This window comes from Mesorhizobium sp. 131-2-1, assembly GCF_016756535.1.
Classification (GTDB): domain Bacteria; phylum Pseudomonadota; class Alphaproteobacteria; order Rhizobiales; family Rhizobiaceae; genus Mesorhizobium.
In genome coordinates, this window is the sequence record NZ_AP023247.1 from 6,166,649 (window position 1) to 6,191,494 (window position 24,846).

12 protein-coding genes and 1 pseudogene are annotated in these 24,846 nt (G+C 63.3%); 3 read left to right on the forward strand and 10 right to left on the reverse strand.

Features of this window, described 5'->3' with window-relative positions:
* Window positions 1-76: 76 nt before the first annotated feature.
* The 8 genes and pseudogenes from JG743_RS29795 to JG743_RS29825 form a co-directional block, all read right to left on the reverse strand.
* Window positions 77-979, reverse strand: coding sequence for a terpene synthase family protein (locus tag JG743_RS29795; protein WP_202295916.1), 903 nt, complete (start codon window positions 977-979; stop codon window positions 77-79).
* Complete coding sequence (locus tag JG743_RS29800) at window positions 976-2,526, reverse strand: hypothetical protein (protein ID WP_010913996.1); 1,551 nt, start codon at window positions 2,524-2,526, stop codon at window positions 976-978. Before JG743_RS29800 ends, JG743_RS29795 begins: the two co-directional genes overlap by 4 nt.
* A 310-nt stretch (window positions 2,527-2,836) precedes the next feature.
* Window positions 2,837-3,802, reverse strand: a complete 966-nt coding sequence (locus JG743_RS29805) for a polyprenyl synthetase family protein (RefSeq protein ID WP_010913995.1) — start codon at window positions 3,800-3,802, stop codon at window positions 2,837-2,839.
* Window positions 3,803-3,926: 124 nt separating this feature from the next.
* On the reverse strand, window positions 3,927-5,270 hold the full coding sequence (locus JG743_RS29810; RefSeq protein WP_006329090.1) for a cytochrome P450: 1,344 nt from the start codon (window positions 5,268-5,270) through the stop codon (window positions 3,927-3,929).
* Window positions 5,270-6,094 carry an SDR family oxidoreductase gene (locus JG743_RS29815; RefSeq protein WP_027033417.1) on the reverse strand — a complete coding sequence of 275 codons (825 nt, stop codon included), beginning with the start codon at window positions 6,092-6,094 and terminating at the stop codon, window positions 5,270-5,272. The genes JG743_RS29810 and JG743_RS29815 overlap by 1 nt, the downstream gene beginning before the upstream one ends.
* Before the next feature lie 18 nt (window positions 6,095-6,112).
* Window positions 6,113-6,394, reverse strand: a pseudogene (locus JG743_RS34715) (ferredoxin); the annotation flags it as partial.
* A 1-nt stretch (window position 6,395) separates the two neighbouring features.
* Window positions 6,396-7,685 (reverse strand): cytochrome P450, encoded by a 1,290-nt coding sequence (locus tag JG743_RS29820; protein WP_010913993.1) that lies wholly within the window; start codon window positions 7,683-7,685, stop codon window positions 6,396-6,398.
* A 94-nt stretch (window positions 7,686-7,779) separates the two neighbouring features.
* Window positions 7,780-8,982 carry a cytochrome P450 gene (locus tag JG743_RS29825; protein ID WP_010913992.1) on the reverse strand — a complete coding sequence of 401 codons (1,203 nt, stop codon included), beginning with the start codon at window positions 8,980-8,982 and terminating at the stop codon, window positions 7,780-7,782.
* A gap of 626 nt (window positions 8,983-9,608) precedes the next feature.
* On the opposite strand from JG743_RS29825, the gene JG743_RS29830 reads away from it, so the two are divergent.
* Together JG743_RS29830 and JG743_RS29835 are read left to right on the forward strand one after the other, a co-directional pair.
* Complete coding sequence (locus JG743_RS29830; RefSeq protein ID WP_202379377.1) at window positions 9,609-10,046, forward strand: Tn3 family transposase; 438 nt, start codon at window positions 9,609-9,611, stop codon at window positions 10,044-10,046.
* A gap of 206 nt (window positions 10,047-10,252) precedes the next feature.
* Window positions 10,253-10,963 carry an IS6 family transposase gene (locus tag JG743_RS29835; protein WP_202295920.1) on the forward strand — a complete coding sequence of 237 codons (711 nt, stop codon included), beginning with the start codon at window positions 10,253-10,255 and terminating at the stop codon, window positions 10,961-10,963.
* 27 nt (window positions 10,964-10,990) lie between these two features.
* Here JG743_RS29835 and JG743_RS29840 read toward each other — a convergent pair whose 3' ends face one another.
* Complete coding sequence (locus JG743_RS29840; protein WP_010913990.1) at window positions 10,991-20,161, reverse strand: shikimate kinase; 9,171 nt, start codon at window positions 20,159-20,161, stop codon at window positions 10,991-10,993.
* A gap of 383 nt (window positions 20,162-20,544) precedes the next feature.
* Between JG743_RS29840 and JG743_RS29845 the strand changes: the two genes are divergently transcribed.
* On the forward strand, window positions 20,545-21,255 hold the full coding sequence (locus JG743_RS29845; protein WP_202295920.1) for an IS6 family transposase: 711 nt from the start codon (window positions 20,545-20,547) through the stop codon (window positions 21,253-21,255).
* A 350-nt stretch (window positions 21,256-21,605) separates the two neighbouring features.
* On the opposite strand, the gene JG743_RS29850 is transcribed toward JG743_RS29845, so the two are convergent.
* Entirely contained in the window at window positions 21,606-23,981 is a 2,376-nt protein-coding gene (locus JG743_RS29850) for a hypothetical protein (RefSeq protein WP_446720452.1), read from the reverse strand.
* Window positions 23,982-24,846: the final 865 nt, after the last annotated feature.

Genomic DNA, 24,846 nt, shown 5'->3' on the forward strand with positions numbered 1-24,846 from the left:
CATCCGTCGCATCGGGGGACGGCGTTGCATCGGATCGGACCGACGGCAGCGCGCGCACGCAGCCGCATCCCGCCGTTCAGGCGGGCGCACGCTGGCCTCCCCCCGCAGCGTCGCTGCGGTAGCGGCTGGTCGAGGTCTGGTAGTATTGCGCGCGGATGGCCGCCATGGCCTCGATCAACGCTCCCCACGGCGCGGGAAAGCGTTCTTCCGCCATCACCCGGTGCAGCATGCGCGTATGGCCGGCCAACTCGTCGTTGAGGAACTCCACCACAGGCATAGCCGGATAGCGCTGCCGCAGCAGGATCGCCGCGTTGTCGGCCTCGCCCGCCGACCTGTCCTTGTCGCGTCCATGCAGATCGTTCTGCAGGCGCCCTATCGCGGAGATGAGCCGCAGGACCTGGCGAAACGCCGGACGCGCGCGCAAGGTCGCCATGTCCAGCCCCCACAGCAACGACAGGCAACAGAACACGTTCGTGTAGGCGATCGAATCGATGCCGTTGTGCAGGTACTCGGCGTAGGACCAGCGTTCCGCCCCTACCGCCTGCGCGTGTCCGGCGCGCAGCGCCGCGCAGTAGCACCGAGTGTCGTCGAGCAGCCGAGCATAGTCGCGACGATCGTAGGCGAGCGCGGCCAGCGAAGCGCGCAGAGCAGCGCAGCCCTCGAATCCGGGGAGCGCGCACGGCACGCCCTGCCCCAGCGCCTGCTCCACCGCGGCGAGCTCCTCCGGCGCGATCAGGCCAAGGTCGTTGCAATCGTCGAGCCAGAACAGCAGCGCCAGTTCGCGATAGAACGTCACGATCAGCGTTTCGGCCTGCGGATCGCGGCCAGTGCGGGCGCAGGTGTCGCGCAGGCTCGGGTGGATGCGCTGCAGGATGTACTGGCCGCCCCTGACCGCTTCCACGGCATGCTCGTCGGCGAACCCTGTCAGGGAACGCCCCCACTCCAGCACCTGCTGCAGCGCGCGTTCGGTCTGGATCATGGCGCCGCTCCTGCTCCCTCGGCCAGGACGCGCCGCCCCCAACGAAGCGCCAGCCACAACCCGGCGAGTTCGGCCACCCGCACGACCCGGGTGGGGCAATACAGTTCCTTGCCGATCCACAGCGCCGTCTGCGGCAATGCATGCGCCACATGGCGAGCGAGCATCCACTCCAGCGCACGCGCCACCGCCTGCGCGATGCGCCGGCGCCCTGTCGGCTCTTCGCTCCCGTCCATGACGTGCAACGCGAACAGCGCATAGGCGGTTTCCTCAAATGAGGACGCGCGACCGGCGCCCCAGCCGCCGTCATCGCGCTGCGCCTGCAGCAGCGCCGCCAGCGCGCGCTCGTCGCGCCACTGGGGCTTGCCTTGCGCCAGCGCAGCGACCGCATGCGCGGTGGGATACAGCCACGAAACGTGCCATTTTTCGTTGTCCCATAGACCGTGCGGGTTGCGATTGGCCTCGACGTAGTAGCTGGTGCCGGCGGCGGGCTTTCCCAACAGTCGCAACGCATGCAGGGCATGGATGTTGGTCGACACCGAGGCATTGCGCTCGCCGGGGAAGGTGACGAATAGCTCGCCGATTTCGAAATCGCGCAGCGCATCGACCGGCGGGTCGCGACCTGCAAGGCGCAGGACGCACAACGCAACGGAGGTGTCGTCGGCATCGGCTGCGAAGTGCAAGGCCGGGCCCAGACCGCGCACGCCCATGCGGGCGTCGAGCTGCGCGACGATCACGCGCACGGCATCGGCGAACGCGGGATGCGCGAACAGCCCGGCCAGATGCAGGGTGTACAGCGACCAGCATGGCTCGAACACATTGATCGGCCAGACGTTGGGAACGACACCTTCGATGCCGCTGCGCGTCGCCCGCGATGCCGCCTGCAGATACGCGTCGGTGCGCCCGACCTGCGGCGTGCTCCCATGTGTTACGGCGTGCGCACGCCACGCGGCGGTGGCCGCCGGACTGATGCCAATGCTGCCGTCGTCGTCGGGGCATGCGGTGGTCGGCGACGTTCCCCAGGCTTCCCAGGAGTGCAGCAACGGATGGCCGCTCGGCAACGTCGCCACCGCCCCCAACTTGACAAGGCACGCCTGCCGCAACGGCAACAGCGCCGGGTGGCGCGGAAACCCCACGCCGCCCAGCAAGGATGCGGCCTCGCCGCACAACTGCGGCAGGATCAGCTCCGCGCCGATCGGCGCGTCCTCCGGCACCGAATGCGCGTAGGGATCGGGCTGGCGCTCGAGGAACCGGGTTGCAGCCTGGACTGCGTCGGCCGCGCCGGGAAGAGGATCGGCACGCTGCAATGTCAGCAACGTCGCCCAGGTGGGCGCATGGCGGAACAGCGGGAAGTCCGCGCTTCCCCATCCGCCATCGGCCTGTTGTTGCGCGATGAGCCACGCGTATGCGTCCTGCCGATCGGTGACGTTGCCGTGGAACTGCAGAGCTCGCGCCGTGTCGTAGACGGACGGACCGACGCTGCCGCCGTCGCTCATCTCGATCAGCAGGTGGCGCAATTCGGAAAGGATCTGTTCGGACAGCGCGTTCACGCGGTATGTTCCTTCTGCAGACAGTTGACGGGAACCTGGATCGGGCAGACGCCGCGCACGTCGCCGCAGGCCCGTCGCGGCCCGGCGCACGGGCAGCGCCGGACGGCCGCCCTGCTCCGGCGCGGCGACGCGCCCCATGCTGGGGCCGGTCCGCCGCATAGGCTTGCGCGCAGCGCGCCGCGTGAGCCGCGGCTGTGCTGGGCAACCGCTGCGATCGCCGCCGCCGACTTGGACACAGTGCAGCATGCACCGCTCACGCCGGCCGATCGATCGCAGCGGCACAGGGGCGACTCCATGCGGACGGGCGCGCTCATGCGCATGGCGCGTGCTTGAACAGATACGCGTTGGCCCGTTGCAGCATCTGCGCCAACCGTTCCGCACGCGTTCCCAGCGGGGGGATGGCCTCCCCGGCGTCGCGCAACAGATCCAGCGCCAACTGGCGCGCTGCCTGCAGCCCCATGATCGACGCACAGGTCGGCTTCTGCGCCGCCGCGTCCTTGCCGGGGGTCTTGCCCAACGTCGCGGTATCCGCTGTCGCGTCGAGAATGTCGTCGACCACCTGCAACGCCAGGCCGAAACAGGCGGAGTAGCGATCGAGCGCACAGTACAGCGCAGCGTGGGCGGCATCCTCCGCGATGGCGCATAGCGCGCCCATGCGAACGGACGCGCGCACTAGTGCTCCGCTCTTCATCCGGTGCATCGCCACGATCCTGTCCAGCTCGACGTGCTTTCCTACCAGCGACAGATCCATGGCCTGCCCGCCTGCGGCACCCTCGGCGGACACCGCCTGCGCCAGTTCGCGCACGAGCGCGATACGGTTGTCGCTCGGCGCATCCAGGCTCGCCAGGGTCAGGAAGGCGTGCGCCTGCAGCGCATCGCCGACCAGGATCGCAGTGGCTTCGCCGAACTTGACGTGCACGGTCGGAAGGCCGCGGCGAAGCACGTCATCGTCCATTGCGGGCAGGTCGTCGTGGACCAGGGTACAGGCGTGCATCATCTCGATGGCGGCGCCGACATCGTCGAGCATGGGCGCCGGCGTGTCGGCCAGTGCGCCGGTAGCCAGACAGAGCAAGGCGCGGGTGCGCTTTCCGCCATGCAAGGTGGCGTAGCGCATCGCCGCCATCAGCTCGGTCTCACCGTCGTCTTCGGCGCAGAGAAGACGCGCCAGCGCCTGTTCGACCCGCCTTACGCCGTCCTGCATCCAGATCTCCGACGGCAGCCTGCCGGATGCGCCGCGCGCCTGCGCGTCGTCGTGTAGCGTGGAATCGGTCTGCATGTCGTTCATGTCCTTGTATCTGGCACGGCCACGGCGAGCGTCCGAGCCGCCGCGGTGTTGGCGGGGTCGCACCGAGCGCGCGCGCCGAGTAGCTGCCTCGCCACACGGGGCATGCGATGCCAGCTCATGAGAATCCGATGCGGATTTTCATGGACGGATGTGCGGTCGGGAAATAGCGCCGACCTTTTTCGACGGCGCTCAGCAACCGCGGCCGCACCCCGGCCTTGTGCATGGTCAGTGCCAAGGCGATGCAGAACTGCACCATTTCCAGCCATACAAGGTGGTAACCGATGCAGACGTGTGGGCCGGTACCGAACTGCAGCATGTCCACCGGCCGGATCGGCTCCGTGCGTTGCAGCCACCGTGCCAGGCGGAACTGATCAGGCGCCTCGTGCAGCAGCGCAGAGGTCGAGAAATGCAGCAGCGGGATGCACAGAGGGGTGCCCGCAGGAATGCGCCGTTGGCCGAGTTGCAATTCCTGCAGCGCGCGACGCGGCAGGAGCGTGGTCGCCGGATGCACGCGCAGCGTCTCGCGGAACAGCGCCTCGGCGACCGGACACTGCGCCAGGTCCGCGTGCCGGGTCGGCACCGCGCCCACGCGTTGCGCCTCCTCGACCAGGGCGTCCCATAGCCCAGGCTGCCGCGCCAGCTCGATCACCATCCAGGCCATCGTCGAGGCGGTGGTGTCGTGACCGGCAAGCAGCAGCAGGCGGATATTGGCGACCAGGACGTCGTCGGAGAGCGCATCGTCGCCGCGATCGAAGGAGCTCACCATGTCATTGATCAACCCAGTGCGCGCGGCATGTGCGCGCGCGTCGCGGACGAACTGGCGCAACTGCGCGTCGATCCAGTCGCGGGCGGCGCGGCCGCGCCGCAAGGGCAGTCCAGGCAGGTCGACCGGGGGCGCGACGATCAACTGCAGCAGTTGCCGGTATTTGCGATGCCATCCCGGCAGGTCCTGCGCTGGGATTCCCATGAGGCTGAAGATGAGCTTGAGCATCAGGTCGCCGGTTTCGCGCAGGATGGTTACGTCGCCGCGGTCGCGCCACGCCTGCACCCGCGCCTGGATGACGGGCGCGAACAGGTTGCCGATGCCGGCTTGGGTCAGCCCCTTGGGCAGGAACGCCGCCTTGATCGCGTCGCGCGCCTGCCGGTGCGCGCCGCCGTCCTGGGCGACCAACGTTCCGCCAAGCAATTCGGGCGCGATCTCTTCGATCAGCGCCGAGGACACGTCCTTGTGCCGGAGCAGTGCAAACGCATCCGGATCCACGCAGGTCATCAGGTGTCCGGCAGGGCCGAAATCCAGCCAGAAGTGGCTGCCCAACGTCCGTTCCGCGCGCCGCAGCAGGCGCGGCAGGTCGCATACGATGGCGGGAAGATGTCCGACCAGGGGGAAAGCGCCGGGCACGACCGGGATGTCGTCCCGCAGCCGGTGCCGACGGTCCAGCGGGTTGAGCAGCATGTCCATCAGCAGCGCGGCCCCGCGGCCGCTTTGGCGGTGTCGCCGGCAGGCCGCGCGGCGCGGCTGTTGCCACCGTCGGCGTACGTCGGCACATGCGCCAGCATGCCGCCGTCGATGCACAGGACCTGGCCGGTGATGAACGCAGCATCGTCGGAGAGCAGGAACGCCACCAGCGCGGCCACGTCCTCGGGGCGGCCGACGCGCTGCAGGAGTTGGTGCCGGCTCAGATGCCGTTGCATGCACTCGTCCAGCTTGGCGAGGAGACGCTCGGTCATGATGAGACCCGGCGCAACCGCGTTGCAGCGGATCTGCGCATGACCGTACTGGGTGGCGAGCGAGGCCGACAGCATGTTCATCGCCGCCTTCGACGCGGCGTAGGACGTCTGCGCGGTGTCACCGCTGAGCCCCTGGCACGACGACATGTTGACGATCGCGCCACCGCCGCGGGCGATCATTCGTGGGATGGCCTGCCGGCAGCAGAGCAGCGTGCCGCGCAGATTGGTCGCCATGGTCTGATCCCAGACCGCCAGGTCCAGGTCGAGGATCGTGCGGTCGCGCGGTGTCAGATGCATGGCGCTCGCGTTGTTCACCAGCAGGTCGACCCCACCGAAGTGCCGCTCCGCCGTCTCGAACAGCGCTGCCACCGCCTGCGCATCGGCGATGTCCATGGCCAGGGCCAGCGCGTGGCCCGCTTCGGCCGCGATCTGCGCGGTGCAGGCGACGGCCGCCGAGCCATCAATGTCGGCCACCACCACTCTGCCGCCCTCGCGTGCGATGGCGAGGGCGCATGCCTTGCCGATGCCGGCGCCGGCGCCGGTCACCACGGCCACCTTGCCTTCAAACCGTCCTCCTGGGTTGCGTTGGTCTTTCGCGGCATGCCGCTCAGCCTGCGCCGGAGAAGGCGCAGGGTCGGCGCTGGCGCGCTCGCCAGCGTCGCTTTCGATGACCCGAATGGCGGCGACCGGACACTGGCTGGCCGCGAGCCGCGCGGCGGCGTGCAGCGCCTGCGGGACCGTCGCCACGCACACTTCCGCCACGCCGTCCGGTTCGCGCTGGCGAAAGGTGCCCGGCAGCGTCAGCACACACTGCCCGGTGGTTCCGCATAGATCCTGATCGATCACGACGCGCATCTCAGCCCCCCTGAGCATGCAGTCGCACCGGCAGCGCGCGGAACGTCCTGAGGAACGCGGATGGCTCCCGGGTCGGCTGCTCGGCCAATGCCAGCGTGGGGAAGCGCGCCTCGATCCGCGGCAGGCTCTCGGCCAACTGCACCCGGGCCAGTTGCGCACCGAGGCAGAAGTGGATGCCGTGGCCAAAGCTCAGCATGATCTTCCCGTCGGTCGACATGCCAGGAGTGGTGCCGTAGAACCGCGCGGGATCGAAGCGGTCGGGATCGGAGAAGGCGTCCGGGTCGCGATTGCCGGCCGCGATCAGCACGCGCACGTCCGCGTTCTTCGGGATCACCACGCCGCCCAGTTCGATGTCGCGCTGGGCGATACGCGGGATGGAGCTGAACATGGCAGGCGCGTCGCAGCGCAGGACTTCTTCGACGAATGCCTTCACCCCCACGGCGTCTCCCTGCAGCCAGTGCCGCTGTTCGGGATACGCCAGCATCGCTAGGACCGCATGGTCGATGGTCGCAGCAGTGGTGGCGAAGCCGCCCAGCAGCATGCCCCACAGCATGCTGATCAACTCCGCATCCGACAGCGTGTCGGCATCGTCGTCGTGTGCGCCGACCACCATCGACACGATGTCGTTGCGGGGATCGGTGCGCTTGCGCTGTATGAGGTCGCCGAAGTAGGCCTGCACCCTGGCGCTGGCCGCGTCCGCCTCGGCGAGCTGGGGATCGCTGGCGTGTGGGCTCAGGCCTTCCAGAATGGCGCCGATGCCGGCGGCGAGCCCGAACATGTCATCCTGGGGCATGCCGAACAGTTCGGCGAAGACCAGAATGGGCACAGCCAGCGCGAATTCCCAATGCAGGTCCACCGCCTCCCCGCGCTCCAGCGCGGGCGCCATGCCGTCCAGGCGCGCTGCGACGATGCGTGCGATGCTCGGCCGCAGGTTGTCGATCTGGCGTATGGTGAAATCGCGCGAGATCAGCCGGCGCAGACGCGTATGCGTCGGTGGTTCCTTCATCGCTAGCGTGGACGCGAGGAGATTGAGTGACAGGCTGGTCTCCGCACGCGGGAAATAGCGCGCCAGTTCGCCCGGCGCCGGTCCCCGAAACACATCGCCCGTGGCCTTGAGCGCCCAGTAGATGTCGGCGTGGCGGCTCAACAGAAAGAGGCCCGACGCCGCACGATGCACCGGATCGTGCTCGCGCAACCACCGCATGAACGTATACGGGTCTTGGATACACGCTGGCGACGCAAGTTCGGCGAAGGCGTCCCGGCATGCTGCCGTGGTTTCTTGCACGTCCATCTTGGTTACCTGTTGGCTGGCTGATCTGACCGGCGCGCGCTGGGCGCGCCGGCAAATTGCGGAGTAGATCGCGATTCCGGGCGGCGTCCGCGCGTCACCAGAGCACCGGGAACTCCTCGAACCCGCCAGTGATGATCTCCTTGCGCAACTTCAGTTCTTCGGGCGCCACGGCCAGGCGCAGCGCGGGAAAGCGCTGGAAGATCGAGCCGACCACCACCTTGAGTTCCAGCCTGGCCAGCGCCATGCCGATGCAGTAGTGCGGCCCGTGCGAAAACGTCAGGTGCGGATTTTCGTCGCGTCCGATGTCGAAGATTTCCGGGTCGTCGAAATGGCGCGGATCGAACGACGTCGCCGGCAGGCCGACCAGCACCTTGCTCTCCGCGGGAATATGCACGCCCGCGATAGTCACGTCGGTCCTCGGATAGCGCATGATGCCGTCCCAGCCCGCGCCCGGCGGGTACATGCGCAGGATTTCCTCCACCGCCTTGTCCACCAGGGATGGATCGCCGACTAGGCGTTCGCGCTGTTGCGGATGGCGGAACATGGCCAGCAGGCCGAATTCGATCTGCGCGACGGTGCTCTCGTGCCCCGCCACCAGCATGCCCGCCGCCAGGCCGATCGCCTCTTCCTCGGTCGCATTGCCCTGCTCGACCGCCGCGAGCAGATCCGTCAGCAGGTTGTCGCCCGGATCCTGGCGCTTGTCCCACATCTTGCCGCGAATGTAGGCGCGCAGTTCTTCCCAGGCCAGGCGCGACGCGCTGCGCGGGCCGCTTTCATGCTGGTGCGTCATCACTTCGTCGGACAGCCCGGCGAAAAAGGCGTGATCCTCGTAGAGCACGCCCATCAGCGCGCTGATGACCATGGCCGGCAGCGGAAAGGAGAGGTGGCGCCTCAGGTCGGCGGGCTGGGGCTGGGCCGCCAGCGTCTCGAACAACTGCGCGGCGATCGCCTCGACCTGCTGCGCGAGCACCTTCACCCTGCGGTTGCTGAAGGCCGGCGCCACGATCGTGCGTAACCGGGCATGCTCGCCCCCCTCGTGCGAGACAAGCCACCCCGGCGAACCGAGAATCACCGAATCCGGGGTGAATGCCGCCGGCGGCATTCCCGCGGGCCGGAACGCCGCGTCGGACAGCGCCGCCTTGGCCTCGTCGTAGCCTGTCACCCACCAGCCTTCGTGCCCGGACGGGAAGCGTACGTGGTGGATCGGACCGTTGGCGCGTAGCGCCAACATCTCAGGCGAGGGCTCGATGTGATCGACGCGCCACATCGGCAGCGTCGGCAAGGGTTGTTCGGACATGGTGGCACTTCACTCTCTAAGCGATGGAAGGGCGGAAGGCGCTGCGGGCAGCGAATGATTACGACGGCACGTAGACGTCGTCCGGGGAGTAGCCCGACTCGATGTCAAGATCGGCCAACGTGTAACTGTCTAGGCATACCGCGCGGCGAGATGCAGAACTTTATCCTGCGCCTTCGAGTTCAGGATTAAGGCGAGTGTGGTGGGCCCTTGAGTCGCAGCCGGCCATCAAGATTTCCTGCGCAAGCGTCGACAAGGTTGGCAGCCTGTTTGGGTACGGGCGGTTTCGCCAAGGCCCCCTTGCCATAGGATGCTATCTGATGCGGATTTGACATTATGCTTTTCTTTCTTCGTTCCATCGATCGCGGTGTCATCCACGAAATGAAGATCGGTCGTCGGCTCCCGGCTCCCAACGAAGGAGTCTCAAAACTCGTGCCAATTTGGCCGACCCAGCAGAAGAAAAACATTGTGATTGCTTTTCAGGGGATTAGCCTGAGGCAGACAAGAGCTCGATGAAATAGCCCGGTGTCGCGGACCCAACAAAGGCGACAAAACAGTGTCGGATAGTATACGGTGGTCAGACGCCAGACCGGCGACACCTTCTTTATTAGTTGTCCTGTCGTGGAATGATGGCAGGCGACCTGACCGTATTGAGCCATAGGAGGGCTCCTGGTTGGCTCAGGGGTCACGTGCTTGCTCCGGGCGCGCTCGAGGCGGCTTGCGGGCTCGTTGCCAATGCAACACAGGCGATCCGCAACACCGCCATCTGGGGCGAAGCCGGCACGGCCCAAGAAGTTCGGCGCTTGGGACGGCAACCTGATGACGGAATGGCATGTCCGCTATGGCGGTCGCGCGTGATGATCTACTGGCATGTCGAAAAGGGCTCGACCTGCATTTTCTCGCAGCTCAAGCGCTGTTCGTCTTCGGAGGTCGCGGCGATGACCAAGGTCTTGCTGCGACATTACACCAACGTGGAGATCCAGCGCTTATATGTCGGCAGCCATGGCCAGAGCGCCCTCGGCGTCCCTTTTGCCGCCTGCTCGGGTTCAACCTGCCGCCACGCCTGAGGGCGATCGCCTGGCAGAAGCTGGCGCTGCCAGGCCTGCGCGCTGAATTGCCAAATGCTTCCCATTCTTTCCAAGGTCCTCACTTGGGAGGAGGTCGAGCAACAGTATGGCCACAGTCAATCTGGGCCGGCCAGAACGACATCGGAATAGTCCGGCCGGCACCGTAAAGTTAACCGACGGCTGATGAAGATGTGCGAACATGGGCCATGTCAGAAGTTGCTCGTGATCCGCTTTATCGTTGCCACCGCTTTCCCGCCGAGATCATTGCGCACGCGGTATGGCTCTACTTTCGCTTTCCGCTCAGCCTGCGCATGGACATGTTGGCGGCCCGCGGCATCATCGTCACGCATCAGACCATTCGAAGCTGGGCGGAGAAATTCGGGCGGCATTTCGCCCGGGAGATCAAGCGACGGTCAGCCGGCTGCCTGGGCGACAAATGGCATCTCGACGAATGTGTGGTGGCCATCAATGGCAAGAAGCAGTGGCTCTGGCGTGCCGTCGATCAGGACGGCTTCGTCCTCGAAGTGCTGGTGCAAAGCCGCCGAAATGCCAAGGCGGCAAAGCGTCTGATGCGCAAGTTGCTGAAGGCTCAAGGGCGGACACCACGAGTCATGATCACCGACAAGCTCCGGTCCTATGATGCCGCCAGGCGCGACCTCATGCCCGGTGTCGAACACCGGTCGCACAAAGGCCTCAATAATCGAGCGGAAAATTCGCACCAGCCGACCCGACGACGCGAAAGGACCATGAAACGCTTCAAGTCGGCACGCCAGCTTCAGCGGTTCGTTTCCATCCATGATCCGATTGCCAACCTGTTCCACTTTCCCCGCAATACGCTGTCATCGGCTCAACATCGAGACCTGCGTAACGCCGCCATGCAAATCTGGAACAAAATCGCGTGTCTCGCCGCAGCGTGACAGCCGTCCCGGCCAGCTATCGCTGCATCAATCCGCTGATAACTTTACAGTGCCGTGGGATATATTAGAAAGCGACTGAGCGTCGGCCCCCGTGGGGCACAGGTATGCGTGCAGGGCCTTCAGACATGGGCCCGCGTTCTGTTTATCGTTTTTGCGGGGTGGGACAAACCTGACGTTAGCTTGTTCATAGAACGGCTTGCGCTCGTCCATGAGTTGGGGAACCGTCTGATCCCGGTCGGAGCCCCGCAGCAGCGGGCGGGTGGTATCGTTCCTGAGGCGGCGTCGTAGCACCCGCGGGTCGGTATTTATCCAGATCGAGACCGCTTTGTCGGCGATGAGTCGCCGGGTCTGCTCATCGTTCAACGAGCCGCCACCGGTCGCGATGACCGCGGGCCCTTGCTCGAGCACACGCGCGATTGCCTCCGCCTCAAGCTTCCTAAAATAGCCCTCGCCATTTGTATTGAATATCTGCGTTATCGATTTCCCGGTCTGCTTCTGAATTTCTTGGTCGGTATCGATGAAGCGCAGCCCCAGTCGCTTGGCGAGTGGCGCGCCAATCGTGGTTTTCCCGGCGCTCGGCATACCGACAAGCACGACCGGCCGATGGCCGAGGGCAGCGACAGTCTCCTTTGCCTCCGGTGACTTGGCGATCTCCGACTCTGTTGATCGTCCGACAGCTCGCAATCCAGGTGCTGCAGCAGCACTATCCTTACCATCCCTCCAGTGTGCTATGCTGAGCACGTTATCGGGTCTGTCAACTGCCTTATTGCCTTCTCTTACCTTCTGCTCGAGTTTCTCTGCCTTCTGCAAAGCATCACGGCGCTTCAGCTCCTGCATCTCTTTATAGGCGTCGTGATTGTCAACTTTGGCGCTGTAGCTGGCTGGCGTATGGAATTCCACCTGGAAACGGTAGCCTTCTGTGGTGGCGAGCACAGTGTGTATGCCGAGATAACTCGGACGCTCGAATTTGAACCAGTTGGTCACCTCGATTTCGGTGTAGTGCTGCTCCTCGAAGGCCAGAATGGCTGCCTTGAAGGCACGTGTAAAATCGTTGTCAGGAATTTCGAAGACGTGGCGTACGGCGCTGCTGATCAGCTGTGGAGTGCTGCCGGACGAGATGCTCGTGCCGGTGAGCTGCTCTCTTATGGAGCGTTCCGATCTCAACCGGCGCTCCAGATGAGGCATTTTCACCTGGATCTCCATTTTCCTGAGGCTTGCGGCGACGCTGAGTGCCGCTGCGGTGATTTTCCCCTCCTCTTTTGTAGCGCGCGCAACCTCAATTCGGGCGCGCTCTGAGGCCTCCTCGGGGGTCAGCGGGATCATCTCGGCAGCTTCGGCGGTGGGCCGAAGGCCGGAGGGTCTGCGCAAAATGCCGTGCTCCGCAGCGAGATTGATCGATGTTTCCATGACTGAAGCCGTCAGCGTGGGGTTGTCCTCCAGGTCCTTCAAGGCTGCATCGACATCAAACCTTCCATGGTTGAGAGACGCTGCCAGGCCCTTGACGTAGGGCACGGACCTCAAGCCAGGCGTCGTATGCAGCAGCCGCTGAAGATCTTGGCTTTTCCTGGAAAAAAGCCGAGCGCCAGTGTTGGATTTGTAGGCATCGGTGCCGACCTTGATGCCGAGGCTCAGGAGATTGTTTGCGCTTTGCACGAGGTCATCCGGGTTGTAACCGTCCGGGCGAGGATCGATCCGCGCAGGATAGTTGTCGATCAAAGCCCGGATGCGGTCTCGTGGCTGATTTGTTACCGGATAGGCATCCGCCAGATCCGGCAACAACTCTGAGACTGCTGCGCTCAGCGTCGTGCTTTTTGCATCGTTCACGGGCCCGACTGTTTCGGGCAGGCGTTCCGGCTTCTGTGCCCACGCCTCAAGGTCGGCGACCAGCAGCGCGGCCATTTCGCGAGCAACCGGATGCCGGGCGACCTCGATCTCGCGCCGCGCTCTCGCAAACACGGTCTCGATATCCTGGCCACTCACCTCCTCTTCGCGGCCCAACAACTGACCGATGTCTCGCCGAAGCTCGTGGTGAACGCCTTCGTAGGTGCCAAAGATGGCACGCTCGGCAAACCAGCCTCGCGCTTCATGGGATTGAGCCAGGAAGTTTCGCTGCAGACCGCTATAGGTTTCCAGGACATCCTGGGTGGCGGCGAGAATCTGGCTGGCGCGACCAAACTGGTACTTGTCGCCGTCAAGCGCCGGAGTATGCGACTTTGGCGGCTTCAGCGATGGAAGTCCGAGAGCTTGCTCCTTTTCATCGAACTCGCGCACATGCTCATAAAGCTGCGGCCGGTCGCCGATGATGATGACGGTGTCGCCATCGAAGTCGCCGTCAAGCTTTTTCTGTTCACCGGTCGGGACGGCAACCAAGGAGCCCGGAGCGAACACCTCGGTGGCCTGCAGGATGCCGAGGCAGTCGAGCGGCGTGTCCTCCTTGACGCGGTCCTTGCCTGTCGTCCAGTGCGAATGGGACTTGACGTCCTCGGCAGACAAAACCAGCCCTCGGTCGGCGTGGGCGGCCGGCCACATCTCGTCCGGCACGACGATCAGGATGCCTTTGGCAAAGAAAGTCGGATCGTCGGCCGCGAGTTCCTCCCCCGACTTCTGGGCGACATTAAAGCTGTATTGGATAGCAACGCAGGTGTCGAGGAACGCTGCCGTCGGGTCCCCATCAACTGCTGACTTGACCAGATCGGCGGAAAATGGGCGCAGGTTGGGCTTGTCGTAAGGCGACCGCCCGATCAGCACACCGCTTTTGCCCGTCAACGTCTCGCTCTTGAGCGTCGGCACATGGAGACACTTATCAGCGGACGGTACCGCGACTGCGCCAGGACCGTCGATATGTCCGACAGTCACCGTTCGAAACAGCTCCTCGGCCGTCAGCTCTTTCCCCTCTCTGCTCTCGAGCCAGGTCTTGGCCTTCTCGTGCGCCTCATCGGCCACTTGCTCGCTGCGCGGATAATGTTGCAGCGCCGAGGCAGGCAAGGACGATCTCCTTCCCTCACCAAAAGCAGGAACCCGATCAGGTCCTTCCTGCCGACCGGTCCGGCGAACAGCTGGCATACGCGTGGCCAGCGAGGCCTTGATGAAACCGCAGCCGTCATACGGTCGCAAGGCGATCGGGCCTTCCGGCCCAATCAGCTTGAAGGGACGTTCCTGGTTGGCAGGGCGGTCCGGCAGCAGCGACAATTTGAAGGCGCCTTCCAACGCGTAGTCGCGAGGCCCCAGACCTTGTAAATTCGGTGGCGCTGCAAACCCCCTGCGCTGAGTGTAGTAATATGCCTCTTTGAAAGGCGCCCAAGAGCGCGATAGCTGCTCGAACGCAGTGCCCGGTGCGGTTTCGGCATAGGGAATGGCCAGCAGCTTTCCGCCGGAAGATGCTGCCTCCACCCGACCTGGAATGCGGGCGGCGACCTGCGAAAGCGTCTTCGGCGGCGGCTTTAACTTGCTGCCGCCGAACAGGTCCATGCGGTATGGCACGCCCTCGACGGTCAACGTGCGCGCCAGCATGAACGGGCTCGGCTTTCCGGGCAGTTGCACCGCGACCATCTTCACCGCCCCCGAGGTCAGGCGATGAAAGATCGAATAGCGTGTCTCGGCCTCCGTGGCCAGTTGCCGGCCCTGCATGTCGACCACCGGCAATCGCATCAGCCCCGCCTCGCCCTGGGGCGGTCTGGGCTCGTGGTCCATGGCTCGCAAAGTCTGATGGACGTCGAAGACGGACGCTCGATTTTGGGCCTGCACCGTCGCGGCGTTCTGCGCCATGAACGTGTCCAGCGCATCGGTCGGACCCTCCGCTTCGATCTGCGCGATCAGGTTCCAGCTCATGTTGGAAAGGTCGCGTTCGACGAGCTCGCGCGTGCTGTCCAGGATTTCCTTGGTCTTGGACTGCAGCTCGTCGCGCCTCGCACGCAAATCGGGCTTGTTGCCCTCGACATAGGGCCGCCGCAGCAACCCTGCCAGGCTCGCACGGGCCTTGAGCACTTGATAAATCGACAGGGCCAGACAACGGGTCGAGTACGGCCCGCGGGCCCGCTCGGCATCGCTTGCCCTGAGATGGGCTTCGATCTTGTGCTCCACGATCGGTTGAATATCGTTCAGCAAGTTCAGAGCCGGCCGCCGGTGCCAAAGCAGCTGCTTGCGCGGACTGCGAGCCAGCGGCAGCAGAGCGGCGCACAGATTGCCCATGGTTTCGAGGTTATTCTCATGGGCAAAGCCAGGGGCACGATGCAATTCCGCGAGCCGATTTAAACCTGCTCCTGCGAGCGAACCGAGATCATCATACAATTGAGCCTTGGCCAACGCCTTCAAGATGCTCGTGACGCCCACCGCGTCGGCCTCCTCCAGACGATCACTGGCATAATGAAGATAATGAGCCAGTTTGTGCAGCCGATCTTTCAGCAGAGCGGCCTCTGCAATCTCTCCGGCGTCCTCGCTCCTGAGGATCCCCCGCGCCAAACTGTTGGCGATACTGGAGAGCCCGGGCGCGGCAAAATGACGGAATGGTTGACCCGCCTGGCCGAGTCTGCGCGCGATCTCCAAAATCGCCTGGCTGCACGCCTCTTCTTCCGCAAACCTGTCGAAGCCGTTGAGCAGATTTGCCAGTTGCTGCGGATTAACCCCGGAGAGTCGCTCGGCACCGCGAAGCACCTCACCGGCGATCGCCGCGGTGGCCTGACGTGATTTCTCCTCCTGCGGCCACTTGCTAAAGCCGTTCACCAGGTTCGCCAGGTGCTGCGAGGTAAAATCAGGGAGCCGGTTAGCGCTGCGAATCACCTCACCAGCAATCGCCGCGGCGGCTTGACGTAAGGCCTCCTCTTCCGGCCATTTGCTGAAGCCGTTCACCAGGTTCGCGAGGTACTGCGAGCTAAAGTCAGGGGGCGGGTTTGTGCTGCGAAGCACCTCACCAGCGATCGCAACGGTGGCCTGACGTGAGTTCTCCTCTTGCGGCCATTTACTGAAGCCGTTTACCAGGTTCGCCAGATCCTGCCCATTGAATCCCGACAGCCGGCCGGCGCGGCGAGGCACCGCCCGGGCGATCGCAACCATGGCCTCGCGGCAGTCCAAAGGCCACTTGCTGAAACCGTTCACCAGGTTCGCCAGATCCTGCCCATTAAATCCCGACAGCCGGCCGGCGCGGCGAGGCACCGCCCGGGCGATCGCAACGATGGCGCCACGGCAGTCCTCGGGCCATTTGCTGAAACCGTTCACCAGGTTTGCCAGCTCCTGCGGTTCGAACCCAGACAGCTGGTCGGCGCGGTGACGGACCTCACCGGCGATCGCAACTGTGGCTTGATGTGAGTTTTCCCATCGCGGCCACTTGCTGAAGCCGTTCACTAGGCTCGCCAGGTGCAGCGGAAGAAATTCAGAGAGTGGCTCGGCGCAGCGAAGCACCTCGCCGGCGACCACATTGGTGGCGTAACCCAAATTCACCTCTTGCGGCCACTTGCTGAAGCCCTTCACCAGGTTCGCCAGGTGCTGCACATCAAAATCAGAAAGCCCCTTGCGGCGGCCGGCGCGGTGACAGACTTCACCGGCGATTGCAACGGTGGCGCGTGAGCACTCCGCCGCTTGCAATTTGCTGAAGCCGTTCACCAGGTTCGCCAGGTGCTGCGGATCGAAACCAGAAAGCCCGGCCTTTGGGAGGTCCGCGAGGCGACAGACTTCAGCGGCGATTGCAATTGTAGCGCCGCGGCAGTCCTCTGGCCACTTGCTGAACCCGTTCACCAGGTTCGCCAATGCCTGCGCATCAAACACAGGCAGCTTGCCGGCCCCGCCAGCGACCTGACGCGCGATCGCAACTATAGCGCCGCGGCAGTCCAAAGGCCACTTGCTGAAGCCGTTCACCAAATTCGCCAACGCCTGCGGATACCACCCAGTCCGGCCGGCTTTTTCATCGGCGAGGCGACCGATCGAATCGGCTATGACAATTTCATCGGCGAGGCGACAGACCGCATCGGCTATGACAATGGTCGCCTGATGTGAGTTCCCCGGTTCCCGCGCCTTGCTGAACCCGTTCACCAGGTTTGCGAATGCCTGCGAATTAAACCCAGACAGGCCGGCTTTTTCACCGGCGCGGCCACAGACCTTCCCGGCGATTGCATCGATAACGCCGCAACACTCCTCCTCTAGCGGCCACTTGCTCAACCCGTTCACAACGTTACCCAGGTTCTGCGGATCAAAATCAGAGAGCCCGGCAGGGCGGCGGCGAATCTCGGCGGCAACTGCTACCGTGGCCTTACGAGCGTTCTCCTGTTCCGGCCACTTGCTGAATCCGTTGACCAGCAGAGCGAGACTTTGACCGTTGAGCTCCGACAGCGCTCCGGGTTGCTCATGAAACAGCTTGGCGATTGTGATCATTCCATTGCGACATTCCGCCAATCGGGGATGTCGACTGAACGACAATACGAACAGCGAAAGCGTTTTGCTTTCGACATCGTTCAGCGCCCTGCCGAGCCTCGACACCTGAGCTGCCATGGCCCTGCAAGCTTCCATGCCTGCCTGACCTCCAGGCTCCCGGCTCGTCGCGTTGCATGAGGTGGCGAACCCCCAGGTATTGCCGGCGCGGACATCGTCCTCCCATCTTGGAACAAAGTGACGGGTGAACTCGGAAGCGGCCTTTCGTAGGAATGTTGCCCGATGCGCCTGACTCTGCAGCCTCTTGTCGTTCTCCACCACAGCGTATGAGAATTCATTGATGTCGTGTGCGAAGAAAATTTTGTGCAAAGCGTCATTAAGTAGTGCATCGTCGAAGCTCTGTGCAGCTACATGGTCGAAACGCCGCCGTTCCGGTCCTGCAACCGGCCTGGACTGGCTTTGGTCATGGCGTGCGAGCGTGTCCGGTTGCGACCTACTCGGTTCTTGATCGCCGAGCCAGGACCTCTCTAAACGCAAAGAGCTTTCTTGCCTACCCATCGCTTCGCCGTGCCGACCTTGGGGAGAACCATGCCGCGGCCCACTGGTTGCGCCTCGCGAACCTGCAAGGGCTCCGCGGGGAGCTATGGAGTAATCGGCAGATTTGTCGCCAAGGGCTTCGTCGGCCCCTCGCACGACGCGAGCATAGGACATTCTATCTTGGGGCCCAGAGTGCGTCCGCTCCACGCCGGCATCGGACGATTGGCTGGATTGCCCAGGGGCATGACTTGATTGCGAGTTCAGAGCTTTGGCCAGTTCCTGCGCCTGGTTCAACATTCCTTTGAGCCGGACTGTTTTGTCTTGCACTTCGGGCACCTGTGCAGGCGCAAGCAGGCCTGGTCGACGAGGCTCATCCAACGCGGCCGGACAGGCCCGCATCTCGGCGGGCTGCGTCTGCAGGCGCTCGACCACGGTTTCCGCGACGTAGCGGGCGTCCTCGGGTTTCACCTGGCGCTCTTGCGTCAGTGCTTCCATGGACGGCGGCGCCTGCTTTGCCGACTGTGCGCCCGCCGACGCACTCGCACGCGCCTCCTCCGCGCTCACAAGCTTCGTACCCATATCCGAGAGCACTAGAACCTTGTCTGCTGGCGCCGTGTCGCTGTCGACGGCAGCGACTTGCGACGCCCGCCCGGGGGCTGAACTCCCGGCGCCAACGGCCGGCTTGCCCTTGCCTTTCCGCTTCCTACGCGCTGCGGCGCCTGCCACCGCAGCCTTGCCGGCAGTGTCGGCCGGTATTCCAGCGCCCATATCGGCTGGTGGTGCTATGTTCGCTGGCCAGTTCGGCTGCAGTGCCAGAGTGCCTTTGGCCACTGGAGACTTGCCGACAGTGTCGATCTGTATCGTAGCGCCAGCGTCGGCCGGCGAGGCAATGAGCGCTGGCGCCTTCGGCTGCAGTGCCAGAGTGCCTTTGGCCACTCGAGACTTGCCGGCAGTTTCGGCTGGTATCGCAGCGCCAGCGTCGGGCGGCAGTGCAACGGCTGGCGGCTTCGGCTGCAGTTCCAGCAAGTGCATGACCTCGTGCCCGACGATCCACGCGCCTTCCACGATCTGGCTCAACAGTTCCAATGGGAGGTCGGCACTTGTTTGGTGATCGTTTAGGTTGGTCCGGATGACTTGCAACTCGGACGCAAACTCCGAAAGCCGCTCGATGACTCCTTCCAAAACGGCGCAGTGATCTGCGTCGAGTGGGTGCCCACCGCTGCTCAGAACAGCGTTCTGTGTCGAAAGGAATGCCGGTAAAACGTCCCCGCTGAAGGCTTCCAGCAGACGCACTCGCCCATTCTCAACCATGAGGATTTCCCTGACGGGTGCGTCGAACGTGCTCGCCTGCGGCTCAATCTTCGCCCGCGCGAGATCGATCCGAGATTGCAGATACACGAGCTTGCTATGCATTACCGAGCCGGTTGCCAGCCGCAGCGTGGCCTCTTCTTCCTGCCGCATCTTGGCTGTTGCACTTGGCAAGCTGGCAGTGGCGCGCCAGGCGGCTCGCCCCCGTTCGCAGTGCCCTACCTTCTTTTCCCACCATTTCACGCAGGCCGCATGCGCCTCCACCACACTCTCCGGGGTAGCCGTGGATTGAGTCAGCCCGATCGCTTCTTCCTCAGCTTTTTTTTTTTGCAATTTGTGGATAGTCGGTTCGGCAAGGCGGCTATATTCTTGCACCGCATCCCACACGAGGTAGCGGCAGGTAATCAACTGGTTGTCGTCCACAATGGTCCGCGCCAAAGCCGGGGATAGGCTCTTGTAGTGGTGCAGAGCTGCTGAGCCTGCATTGATGACCTGATCGAGCAGCTTTTCATCGCCCGGGTCTTGCCTGGCCGCGTTAAAGCGCATGCCCACTAGCGTAAGCAGACTGTCCATTCGTCGCTTTTCCTTGATTTCGTCGCCTGACAAGCAAATGGGCGCTGCCACACCCGAAGTTGGCGGCTGGCTGGCGACCGGGGCCAGGGTTTCACCCTCCAACATTGACGGAACACTGCGCCGCCGCGGACCGGCTGCACGTGGCGCGGCGGCGGCATGCCGCGCAGCGTCCAGGGTTCCGTGTATACCAACGGAGGGGCCGGACGGCCTGTCGTGCAGGGCGTCATCGGCACCGCGCTCCATTGGCACGGCGGGCGTCCTTCTATTTATCTCCACAGAGCGCATCTGCTCCACGACGGTATCGAACGACTGGCTGCCTGCCCCAGGCGCAAGACTTGATTGCGAGCGCGAACTGCTCGCCTCCCCCGTCCTGCCGACTCTCTTTTCAGTCCGCGATCTCCCAGATCGGTTCACGCCCGTCATATTCCGTCTCCGATATAGGCGAGGATGTGTTGCCTATGCTGTTGGGGCTGATGTCGCTGAGCCCTAGCGTATGAAGGCTTTGATGAGTGAAATCACGCCTCGTCAGCTTCGCCAATGCGCGTGTAGTGTGCATCGGACGGGCCACCAATTCGCTATACTAGGATTTGCACTACTATCTTTCCGTTAGCGTCGGGCCGGTTAGGCACGGCAGGTCTAGATAGATCGCTTGGCTGACGATTAGCTGACGGAGAGTTTCAGAACCGTCCCGGGTTTGGCGAAGGCCATTTGGTTTGAGTCACGCGGCTATGGCTGGTTCTTGCAGCATGGCGTAGTATGGCACCGTAAAGTTAACCACGGCTGATGAAGATGTGCGAACATGGGCCATGTCAGAAGTTGCTCGTGATCCGCTTTATCGTTGCCACCGCTTTCCCGCCGAGATCATTGCGCACGCGGTATGGCTCTACTTTCGCTTTCCGCTCAGCCTGCGCATGGACATGTTGGCGGCCCGCGGCATCATCGTCACGCATCAGACCATTCGAAGCTGGGCGGAGAAATTCGGGCGGCATTTCGCCCGGGAGATCAAGCGACGGTCAGCCGGCTGCCTGGGCGACAAATGGCATCTCGACGAATGTGTGGTGGCCATCAATGGCAAGAAGCAGTGGCTCTGGCGTGCCGTCGATCAGGACGGCTTCGTCCTCGAAGTGCTGGTGCAAAGCCGCCGAAATGCCAAGGCGGCAAAGCGTCTGATGCGCAAGTTGCTGAAGGCTCAAGGGCGGACACCACGAGTCATGATCACCGACAAGCTCCGGTCCTATGATGCCGCCAGGCGCGACCTCATGCCCGGTGTCGAACACCGGTCGCACAAAGGCCTCAATAATCGAGCGGAAAATTCGCACCAGCCGACCCGACGACGCGAAAGGACCATGAAACGCTTCAAGTCGGCACGCCAGCTTCAGCGGTTCGTTTCCATCCATGATCCGATTGCCAACCTGTTCCACTTTCCCCGCAATACGCTGTCATCGGCTCAACATCGAGACCTGCGTAACGCCGCCATGCAAATCTGGAACAAAATCGCGTGTCTCGCCGCAGCGTGACAGCCGTCCCGGCCAGCTATCGCTGCATCAATCCGCTGATAACTTTACAGTGCCGAAGCAACCCCCGTTTGCTTAACAGCTGCAAAGTCTAAGGGCGGGCCGCTCCTCAGACCACGGTCATAACGTCTAGTGCACCACATCGCGGATTTGGAAAAACTTTCGGGTGATGCAGGCGTGCTGTCGGGTCGTCAGGTTGTCGGGCAGTACCCAAAACCCTAGAGCAGCATGCTCGATGCCGGCCATCGCGAGAATCAGCCACACCTGCGATCCAGGCCACTGCCGCTCTGCCAGGGGTTTCCCAGATTGCGCCTCTGTCTACTAAGCTGGTTGGAATCCACAAAATGCCGATGTTACGCCGGCCCATTTCGCATATCGGCCCGGTCGCTCAACAAGGACTTACAGAACGCCGGGGTGAGCTTGCCGCGGTGGATTGCGTTGTCGTAACCCTTCTTAGCCCGGGAGGTCTGCCACTGCCGATTATGGCCGCGCTGTTCATTGGACTTGACGTGGCAAGCGGCGAACTCGGCGCTGTCCAGCGTTGCCAACTGCTGCGCATATATCTTTCGTGTCGTGTGGATGTGCACCCACATTGGACTCGGTAGTGTACGGTTGCTCAGCGCCTTGGGCTGCAGCCTAATCTCGAACAGATTGCTCGGCTCTGGGTTCAACGCGCACGGGGGATCTGCAGGCGTCAACTCCCGGGCCGACCGCAACTGCTCAAGGTGGTTTTGCGAGGGAAATGGGTACCTCTTCATGCAATCCATGATCATATCAGGCTTTTGTTCGTCCCAAGCTTTAGCCAATCCCCGCACATTGGCCAACATGTCCCTGAACTGAACCGTTAGTCGGTGCACGTCGTCCATCTTTCCCTCCTTGGAGAGACGAGACGCCTCCAACGCTGGGAGGCAGGGCTCCATCTCGACAGCCTGCGTTTGCAGGCGCTGGACCACGAGGCCGACGGCGTGTTCGACGTCCTCGGGCTTCCCGGAGCGCGCTCGGGAGATCAAACTTTGCTGAGCAGGCAAATCGAACTTCAAAAGTTCGGTCGACCGTGCGACTAGTGACTTCGTGTTTTCCCCCGTCGTTGGATTTTGCAAGATCGCCAAGCGTGCTGCCGCGGACGACGCACTGTTCTGCGCCTCCTCTGCACTCACGAGCTTCTTCGTACCTAAATCCGTGCGTACGAGCACCTTGGCTGCTGGCGCAGGGTCGCTGACGGCCGCAGCGACTTGCGGCTCCGGCCGCCCGGCCGCCGAACTCCCGGCGCCAGCGGCCTGCTTGCTCTTGTCTTTTCCTTTTTTTCTGGGCGCTGTAGTGCTTTCGGCCACCATAGTCTTGCCGGCAGTTCCAGTCGGCATCGCAGCGGCAGCGTCGGCCGTCAGGTCAGGGGCTGGCGGCTTCGGCTGCAGTGCGAGGAGGTCCGTAACCTCGTCCGAAGCGATCCAGGCGTCGTCCACGATCCGGGTCAACAGTTCCAATGGGAGGCCAGCACCTGCTTGGTGATCCCTTAGCCTGTCAACCACGGAGTGCGAGGCCGACGCAAAATCCGCAAGCCGCTCCACAACTCCTTCCAGAACGGCGCAGTGTTCCGCGTCGAGCGGGCGCCCTTCCTTCCTCAGTACAGCTTCGGCCGTCGAGACGAATGCCGGAAAAACCTCGCCGATGAAGTTACCCAGCAGACGCGTTTGCCCGTTGTCACCGATGAGGAGTTCCCTGATGGGTGCTTCGAGCATGATCGCCTGCGGGGCCATGTTGACCTGCGCGAGATTGATCCGCGATTGCAGCTGCATTATCTTTGAATTGACAACCCAGCCCGAGTGCAGCCGCAGCGCGGCCTCTTCTTCCCGCCGCATCTCGGCTGTTGAGCTTGGTAAGTCGGCTGTCGCGACGCAGACGGCCCGCATCAATTCGTGGCGCTGTACTTTCTTGTCCCAACGCTCCACGCAGGCCACGGGATACTTCGCCATACTGGGAGCCGATCGGCTCAGCTGGTCGAGGGTGGCATTGGATTTGACCAAGTTGTGGAGAATGTCCTCCATCCGCTTCCGGTTCTGTTCCTCCTTCTTGAAGATCGTATGGGCCAGCTCGTTGGCACTGTCCGCCCGATGAATCACGTCGGCGCGGTAGTGACGCACATCATCGTCGGACAGAGTGCTGCGCGCCTCATCCTTGGGCAGGCTCGCGTAGCATTCCAGAAGTTCTGCGCCCGCATTAGCGAGCTGATCAAGCTCGTCTCGGAAGCCCTCCATCGGTTTTCCGCTATGCAGGCTCTTCTCTTCGAGAACTTGGATTTCGTCAATCAGCGAGCCCATTCGTCGCTTTGTCTCGTTGATGACTTCGCCTGACGAGGAACTGGGGACTGTCACACCCGAAGTTGACGGCTGGCTGGCGACCGGCGCCAGGGCTTCACCATCCGACGTTGAGGAAACACTGCGCCTCCGCGAACCGGCCGCACGTGGCCCGGCGGCTGCACGTGGCGCAGCCGCCGGGATTCGATGTGGGGGAACGGAAGGGCCTGAAGATTTGCCGCCAAGGTCATCATGGGCACCTCGCGCAGCGCCAGCCGAGGGTGAACCTTTACCTCCCTCAGAGCGCATCCGCTCCAGGACGGAACCGAACCCTTGGCTGCCTTCCCCGGAGGCAAGACCTGATTGCGAGCGCGAACTGCTCGATCCGGCTCCAGCATCTCCAATGCGCGATTTTCCAGATCGGCCAATGCCCGTCATTTTTTCATCTCCGATATAGACGAGAACGCGCTGTCTGTGGATTGGGGCTGATGTGTCAGCCGTAGTGCATCAGGGCTCTGGCGGGTAAGTGCAATCGCCCAGATGACAGGTGGCATGACGTCTGAGAACCAGCGGCATGTTTTCGTCAGTCGTCATGGCCAGCCCGGATCGACCCTGCCGCGCCGGTCCAGCCTGAACCCAATGCAAAACACACGAAGACCTGTCGATCTCCACGATAGGAGGCCGCGAAACTAGCGAGTACGGGCGTGCCGGCGCTGGAGACGAACTCGCATTGAGACCAGGCGGCGCCATGTGCGCAAGTGCTTGCCAAAGCCGTCGCTGCCCTTTGACCGTACCGGGTCGTTAGCTTGGTTGGAGCTTTCGGATGAGCCACTTTTCCGACCGTACATGGCATTCGTTCCCTTTTTGGCGGAAGTCTTTAATATGATTTTGAGTTGTTAGGTCTCTCTCGAAGAGAGCTACTCGAACGAGCTGACGGTGAGCTGACGCGCTGTAAGCTAGTTCCGGCGGGGCGATGCACATACTGCGTTCGCTTTTTCTCTCGGGGGCCGTCGAATTCCCTCGCCTTCGGCACTCGCGCAGCGCATCACGGATCGGAATTAACTTTCGGATGATGCGGGCGTGCTGTCGGGAATGCCGCCCTGTCGACTGTTGCGCACGATGATGATGGCGGGCGCAACCATCGACCTACTGGCCGGCCAAGCGTTTCTCGTGGCGGGTTTCCAAATCGAGACAAGAACCGCGCGTCATCACCGATCAGCGGCCAAGCGCGATCCGCGCTCGCCCGGGCTGCGTAACCTGACCAACTCCGCCCGGCCGAACGCTGATCGCTCCCTGTAGTCTC

Bases quoted from the DNA above. Each gene is read 5' to 3' on its own strand.
- JG743_RS29795 (WP_202295916.1), bottom strand. From the start codon at position 979: ATGATCCAGACCGAACGCGCGCTGCAGCAGGTGCTGGAGTGGGGGCGT.
- JG743_RS29805 (WP_010913995.1), bottom strand. From the start codon at position 3,802: ATGCAGACCGATTCCACGCTACACGACGACGCGCAGGCGCGCGGCGCA.
- JG743_RS29810 (WP_006329090.1), bottom strand. From the start codon at position 5,270: ATGGACATGCTGCTCAACCCGCTGGACCGTCGGCACCGGCTGCGGGAC.
- JG743_RS29820 (WP_010913993.1), bottom strand. From the start codon at position 7,685: ATGGACGTGCAAGAAACCACGGCAGCATGCCGGGACGCCTTCGCCGAA.
- JG743_RS29825 (WP_010913992.1), bottom strand. From the start codon at position 8,982: ATGTCCGAACAACCCTTGCCGACGCTGCCGATGTGGCGCGTCGATCAC.
- JG743_RS29830 (WP_202379377.1), top strand. From the start codon at position 9,609: ATGGCAGGCGACCTGACCGTATTGAGCCATAGGAGGGCTCCTGGTTGG.
- JG743_RS29835 (WP_202295920.1), top strand. From the start codon at position 10,253: ATGTCAGAAGTTGCTCGTGATCCGCTTTATCGTTGCCACCGCTTTCCC.
- JG743_RS29840 (WP_010913990.1), bottom strand. From the start codon at position 20,161: ATGACGGGCGTGAACCGATCTGGGAGATCGCGGACTGAAAAGAGAGTC.
- JG743_RS29845 (WP_202295920.1), top strand. From the start codon at position 20,545: ATGTCAGAAGTTGCTCGTGATCCGCTTTATCGTTGCCACCGCTTTCCC.
- JG743_RS29850 (WP_446720452.1), bottom strand. From the start codon at position 23,981: ATGACGGGCATTGGCCGATCTGGAAAATCGCGCATTGGAGATGCTGGA.